Origin of the sequence: Streptomyces canus 299MFChir4.1 (genome assembly GCF_000383615.1) — a bacterium.
Taxonomy (GTDB): Bacteria; Actinomycetota; Actinomycetes; order Streptomycetales; family Streptomycetaceae; genus Streptomyces; species Streptomyces canus_C.
The window spans coordinates 6534-11766 of sequence record NZ_KB911662.1; the positions used below are offsets into that span (position 1 = coordinate 6534).

3 protein-coding genes and 1 pseudogene are annotated in these 5233 nt (G+C 69.4%); 1 reads left to right on the plus strand and 3 read right to left on the minus strand.

Annotation, left to right across the window (positions count from 1 at the left end; genetic code table 11):
* Positions 1-1079 (plus strand): non-reducing end alpha-L-arabinofuranosidase family hydrolase (locus H293_RS52290; protein WP_020124844.1); only part of this gene is annotated, 1079 nt, incomplete at its 5' end.
* 531 nt (positions 1080-1610) lie between these two features.
* Here H293_RS52290 and H293_RS0147835 read toward each other — a convergent pair.
* From H293_RS0147835 to H293_RS0147850, 3 genes and pseudogenes are all read right to left on the minus strand, one after another.
* Positions 1611-3401 (minus strand): RICIN domain-containing protein, encoded by a 1791-nt coding sequence (locus H293_RS0147835; protein WP_020124845.1) that lies wholly within the window; start codon positions 3399-3401, stop codon positions 1611-1613.
* A gap of 101 nt (positions 3402-3502) precedes the next feature.
* Positions 3503-4282, minus strand: a pseudogene (locus H293_RS56785) (MGH1-like glycoside hydrolase domain-containing protein); the annotation flags it as partial.
* 165 nt (positions 4283-4447) lie between these two features.
* Positions 4448-5233: LacI family DNA-binding transcriptional regulator (locus H293_RS0147850; RefSeq protein WP_028808856.1), on the minus strand; the 786-nt coding region annotated here is incomplete at its 5' end.

Here is a 5233-nt window from a genome sequence, read left to right on the forward strand (position 1 = left end):
GCGACGGCTCCTACACGCTCACCAACGTCGCCGGCGGCCGGGCGCTGGAGATCCCCGGCGGTCGGACCGCCAATGGCACTCCCGCCCAGGTCTGGGACTCCAACGGCGGCGCCCACCAGCACTGGAACTTCAAGCCGACCACGGCGCCGACGAGCAACGCGTGTGCTCTTCCGTCGACGTACCGGTGGACCTCGACGGACGCCCTGGCACAGCCGGCGAATGGGTGGGCCTCGCTGAAGGACTTCACCAACGTGACGTACAACGGCAGGCACCTGGTCTACGGGACGAACTACTCGGGATCGGCCTACGGTTCGATGATGTTCAGCCCCTTCACGAACTGGTCGGACATGGCGTCGGCCCGCCAGACCGGCATGAGCCAGAAGGCGGTGGCGCCCACCCTGTTCTACTTCGCGCCCAAGAAGATCTGGGTGCTGGCGTACCAGTGGGGTCCGTGGCCCTTCAGCTACCGCACCTCCAGCGACCCCACCAGCCCCGACGGCTGGTCCGCGCCGCAGCCGCTGTTCACCGGCAGCATTCCCCGCACCGAATCCTCCACCGGCCCGATCGACCAGACCCTGATCGCCGACGGCCAGAACATGTACCTGTTCTTCGCCGGTGACAACGGCAAGATCTACAAGTCGGCCATGCCGATCGGGAACTTCCCGGGCAACTTCGGCTCCTCGTACACGACGGTCATGAGCGATACGGTGAAGAACCTGTTCGAGGCGCCGCAGGTCTACAAGGTCAAGAACCGGAACCAGTACCTCATGATCGTCGAGGCGCGGGGTTCGAGCGAGCAGCGCTACTTCCGCTCCTTCACCGCCACCAGCCTGAACGGTTCGTGGACCCCGCAGGCCGCCACCGAGTCCAACCCCTTCGCGGGCAAGGCCAACAGCGGCGCCACCTGGACCAACGACACCAGCCACGGTGACCTGGTCCGCGACAACCCCGACCAGACCATGACCATCGACCCCTGCAACCTGCAGCTCCTCTACCAGGGCAAGTCCCCCAACACACCGCCGAACACCTCCTACGACAACCTGCCGTACCGGCCCGGCCTCCTCACCCTGCGGCGCTGACCCGCCTGATCGACACTCACCACGTCGAGGAACCCCAGCCGTGCGTCGGCTGGGGTTCCTCTCTTTTGGCAAGCGCCCCACCCTGACCGGCACCGAGCCTTCCAGGGTCCGGCTCAGGCGGAGGTGGATGCCGCGCGGAGCGCGTCGAGCGGGCCCGGCTGGGGCACGTGAGGCGCGGGCGAGGCAGGATCCGGAGTGCAGTGAGATCCCGACCGCCAAGGTTTCGCTCCGAGCGCCTCGCCGACCTCGCGGCGGCCACCGGCAGCACCCACTATCTGTGGCACCGGTGGTCTGCGTTGCCTCGACACCGACCTTTCGACGCTCACGGCATTCCTGTGCCCCCTCTCCACACCTCTATGGGTGATCCGCTCTGGCAATGGGCCCGCCGGTCCAGCAGCCTGTGGGCCCTGGACAAGATCACTCTCGATGCGTTGCCAGACCAGCTGGCTGCCGGCGCGGTTGCCCAGGCCCGTTCGGTGCCCCCCGGTCCGGGCGGCCACAGGACCGAGCCAGAGGCCGCCCGGGGTCAGGTCAGCCCATGCCCTGGAGGCGCCAGATCTGGTTCTTCTTCCAGGTCAGGTCGCTTGCCGGGTCGCAGGTCCATTGGTGGATCACCGCGCCGGGAGTGGTCGAGATCCCGCTGACGTCCACGCACGTGCCGCTGTGCACCGCGGCCAGCTGGTAGTCCTTGCTGTTGCCGAGCGCGCTGACGGGCCTGAGGGTGAACATCTGGTTCGTGCTGCCGCTGCAGGTCCACTGGATGACGGCGGCATCGTCGGCCGTGGAGGCTCCCGAGACGTCCAGGCACTTACCGCTGTGCTCGTTCACGATGGTGTAGGTGTTCGCCCGGCCGGCGACCGGCTTGAAGTCGAGCATCTGCTGGTAGCCGCCCTCGCAGTGGTACTGCTGGTACTGCGTGCCGTCGGCGGTGCTGAGGTTGGTGTCGTCCAGGCACTGACCGCTGTGCTGTACCACCGCGACCGTGGAGACTGTCGTGTTGGACGGTGGCAGCAGCGTGACGGTGTAGCCGTCGGCGGCGTCCGTCCACGGCACGCTCACCGAGGCCGAGTTGCCGCTGACGGTCAGGGTCTGGTCGGAGACCGTCACCGGACCCGTTACCGCGCCGCCGCCGTTGTTCGGTATGCGCTGGACGATCGCGCGCACCCGGCTGTTCTCCACCACCGAGGTCGTGTCGAGGCGGTTGAGGTTGACGGTGACGTTGCCGGCGTTGCCGTTGGTGCCCAGCAGGATCTTCGCGTTGCGCGCCGTGTTGTCCTTGGTCGCCAGCCCGTCGGTGTTCGCACCGGGCGTGAGGTTCACGATGTTCCCGGTCTGTAAGCCGTAGTACCGGTAGAGGAACCACTCACCGAGCGGCAGGTACTGGCCGGAGCTGTTCTTGGTGAGCAGGGCGGCCGCGTAGTCGTGCAGGCTGGGGCCCCCACCCCAGTTGGAGCGCAGGCCGTCGGCACCGGCCCGCTCCAGACGGCTGATGAACCAGCCGCCGCCACCGGGGTTCTGCTGCTCGCGCCCGGCGTACTCGTTGATCTGGTACGGGCGGGTGTTGGTCAGGCCCGCGGCGGCGAGGGTCGAGTTGGCGTTGCTGACGGCCGTGACGGGGTCGTGCGGGATGGCATGCCAGCTGTAGATGTCGGGGGCGACGTTGTTGGCCTTGACGTGGTTCAGGAAGGTGGTCCACCAGGTGTTGGAGGAGCTGGGCGGGTTGGCGATGCTGGGGCCGACGATGAGCTGCCCGGGGAGGTTGGCCCGCACGGCGGCATGGAAGCGGGACCACATCTGCAGGTACTGGCTCTGGGACCGGCCCCAGAAGCCGCTGAGGTCCGGCTCGTTCCACAGGTCCCACTCCACCGTCATGTTGTTGGCCTTGACGTCGGAGATGAGCTGGTTGACGAAGTTGTCGAACTGCGTCCAGTTGCCGTTGTCGCCGGGAAAGCCCGTGCTGGTGGTGCCGTCGGCGCCCCACAGGTCGTGCGGCAGGATGATGAAGGTTCCGCCGAGCGCCTTGGTGCGCTTGTACTGGGCGAGGGTGGCGTTCCAGCGGGTCCGGTATTCGGCGAGGCTGGTGGCGTAGCCGCCACCGTTGAGCTGCGCGCCGCCGGCCCGCTCGAAGTGCCACTTGATGTCTTTGAAGAAGTGGTCCGGCGGCTGCGACCCGTCGACAGTCAGCCCGTAGATCATGCCCGAGGCGCGGTAGGTGGGGGCGCCCCCGGCGGCGGAGAAGTCGACGGCGACGCTGGTGTCCGCGGCCTGCGAGGGGCCGGCGGGCACCAGGGTGGTGGCCAGGGCGGCCAGGAGGACGGCCACGGACGAGGTCGCTCGGCGTCCGGTGCGGGTTATGGGTCGGCGAAGTGTCCAGCGAGGTCTCATGCTGCGGCTCCTGAGTGAGCGGGGAGGATGACGGCCGGTCAGCGACTGGCTCGGTGTGCGTGTGCGTGCGCCTCGGCGAGGAGGAGGTAGCTGCTCGCGGTCCAGGTCCGGGCGTGGTCGCGCAGGTCCGTTTCGGTGTGGGCGTCGAAGTTCTTGGCGAAGCCATGGGGTTCGCACAGGGCCCGGAACCGGGCTCCGATCTCGTCGTCCAGGCGCTCGTGCCCGGCAGGGCGAAAGCCGTCTTCGATGAGGCCGTTGGCGGGGGCCCACATGGGGCAGCGCCGGTAGCCGTCGGGCATGTGGGGGGCGGTCAGTTTGGTGGCCAGTCCGTACGGGGGTCAGGTGGGTCCCGATCCGGGCGGCCAGGGCCTTGCCGATGTGCTCGGGCAGGTGCTCGGGCAGGTGCTCGCCCAGTGCCATCGGCATCAGGTCCGGCAGGCCGGCGCTGTCCCAGGTCGCGGTGCTGTCGATGCCGCGGGCCACCAACCGCTGTCCCGTCCACAGCTCGTCGGGCATCGCGGCCTGGGTCGCGTCGGTGGTACGGGTCCAGCGCCGGGCCTCGTCGGGCAGGTCCAATTCGGGTGCGAGGCGGGCGAGTTCGTGGAGCTGGGGTGTGAGGAAGGCGGCCAGGTCGGCGGTGCCGACCACCCGCTCGGGGTCGAAGGTGGTGGCGTGTCCCAGCCGCTGTCGTGGCCGTGCTGGTAGTGGGGCAGGGCAGCGCCCGGTGTTGTGCGCCGGGAGGCCGGCCAGAAGTCCGTCCACCGTGCCAATCTCCTGTAGGTCTCGGCACGTTCGGTCCGGCTGAGGGGCTCGGGAACACATGGCGGGTCCTTGGTTTCGGGCACATGTGTGCCGCGGGAGGGGTGACAGAGGGAAGCGGGCACGCCGAACGGTGACGGTGCGGGATCGGGAGCTCGGGGTGTGAGCCGAGGAATCGGGGTGTGAGCCGAGGAAGAGGAGAAGAGATCGGGTGGTGAGGAGGGTCAGGCGTCGGCGGAGGGTGTACCGGCGGCGGGGCCGGTGCTGGCCCGCAGCGAGATCGGCGGGGTCAGGAGGTGCTGCCGGGGCGGCGCGTCGGAGTGGTCCAGCCGCTCCACGAGCAGGTCGACGGCGAGCCGGCCCATCTCGGCCGCCGGTACGTCGGCGGCGGTGAGCTGCGGGGTCACCGTCTCCGCCCAGCGGTTGGCGACGACTCCGGTGACGGAGAAGTCGCGCGGCACATGGCGGCCCGCGTGGGCGAGCCCCCGGTACAGGCCGCCCAGTGCGGCCTCGTTCAGGGTGACCAGGGCGGTGGTGGCCGGGTCGTCGTGCAGGATCTGTTCCAGGCAGGCCTGGCCCGCGGCGGCGTCGTCCCCGCAGCAGTACGTGCGGACCGTCAGCCCGCGTTCGGCCGCGGCCTTGGTGAAGCCGTCCAGGCCGCGGTGGGCGGACTCGTAGCCGGTCCTCAGGAGTTGTTCGGGCCGGTTGACGAAGGCGATTCGGCGATGGCCGAGGTCGGCGAGGTGATGGACGCAGGCCGCCGCCAGCGAGGTGTGGTCCAGGGCGACGTACCAGCCGTCCTCCGGGTGGGCGGTGCGGCCGATGGCCACGGAGGGGAAGCCGAGCGCGGCCAGGTGTTCGGCCCGGTCGTCCTCCAGCCGGATCTCCATCAGGATCGCCCCGTCGACCCTCCGCTCCCCCAGCAGCCGCTGGAAGGAACGGTCGCTGTCGACACCGCTGGGTGACAGCAGCACGTCGTAGTCGTGGGCCGCGGCGGCCTCCACCACGCT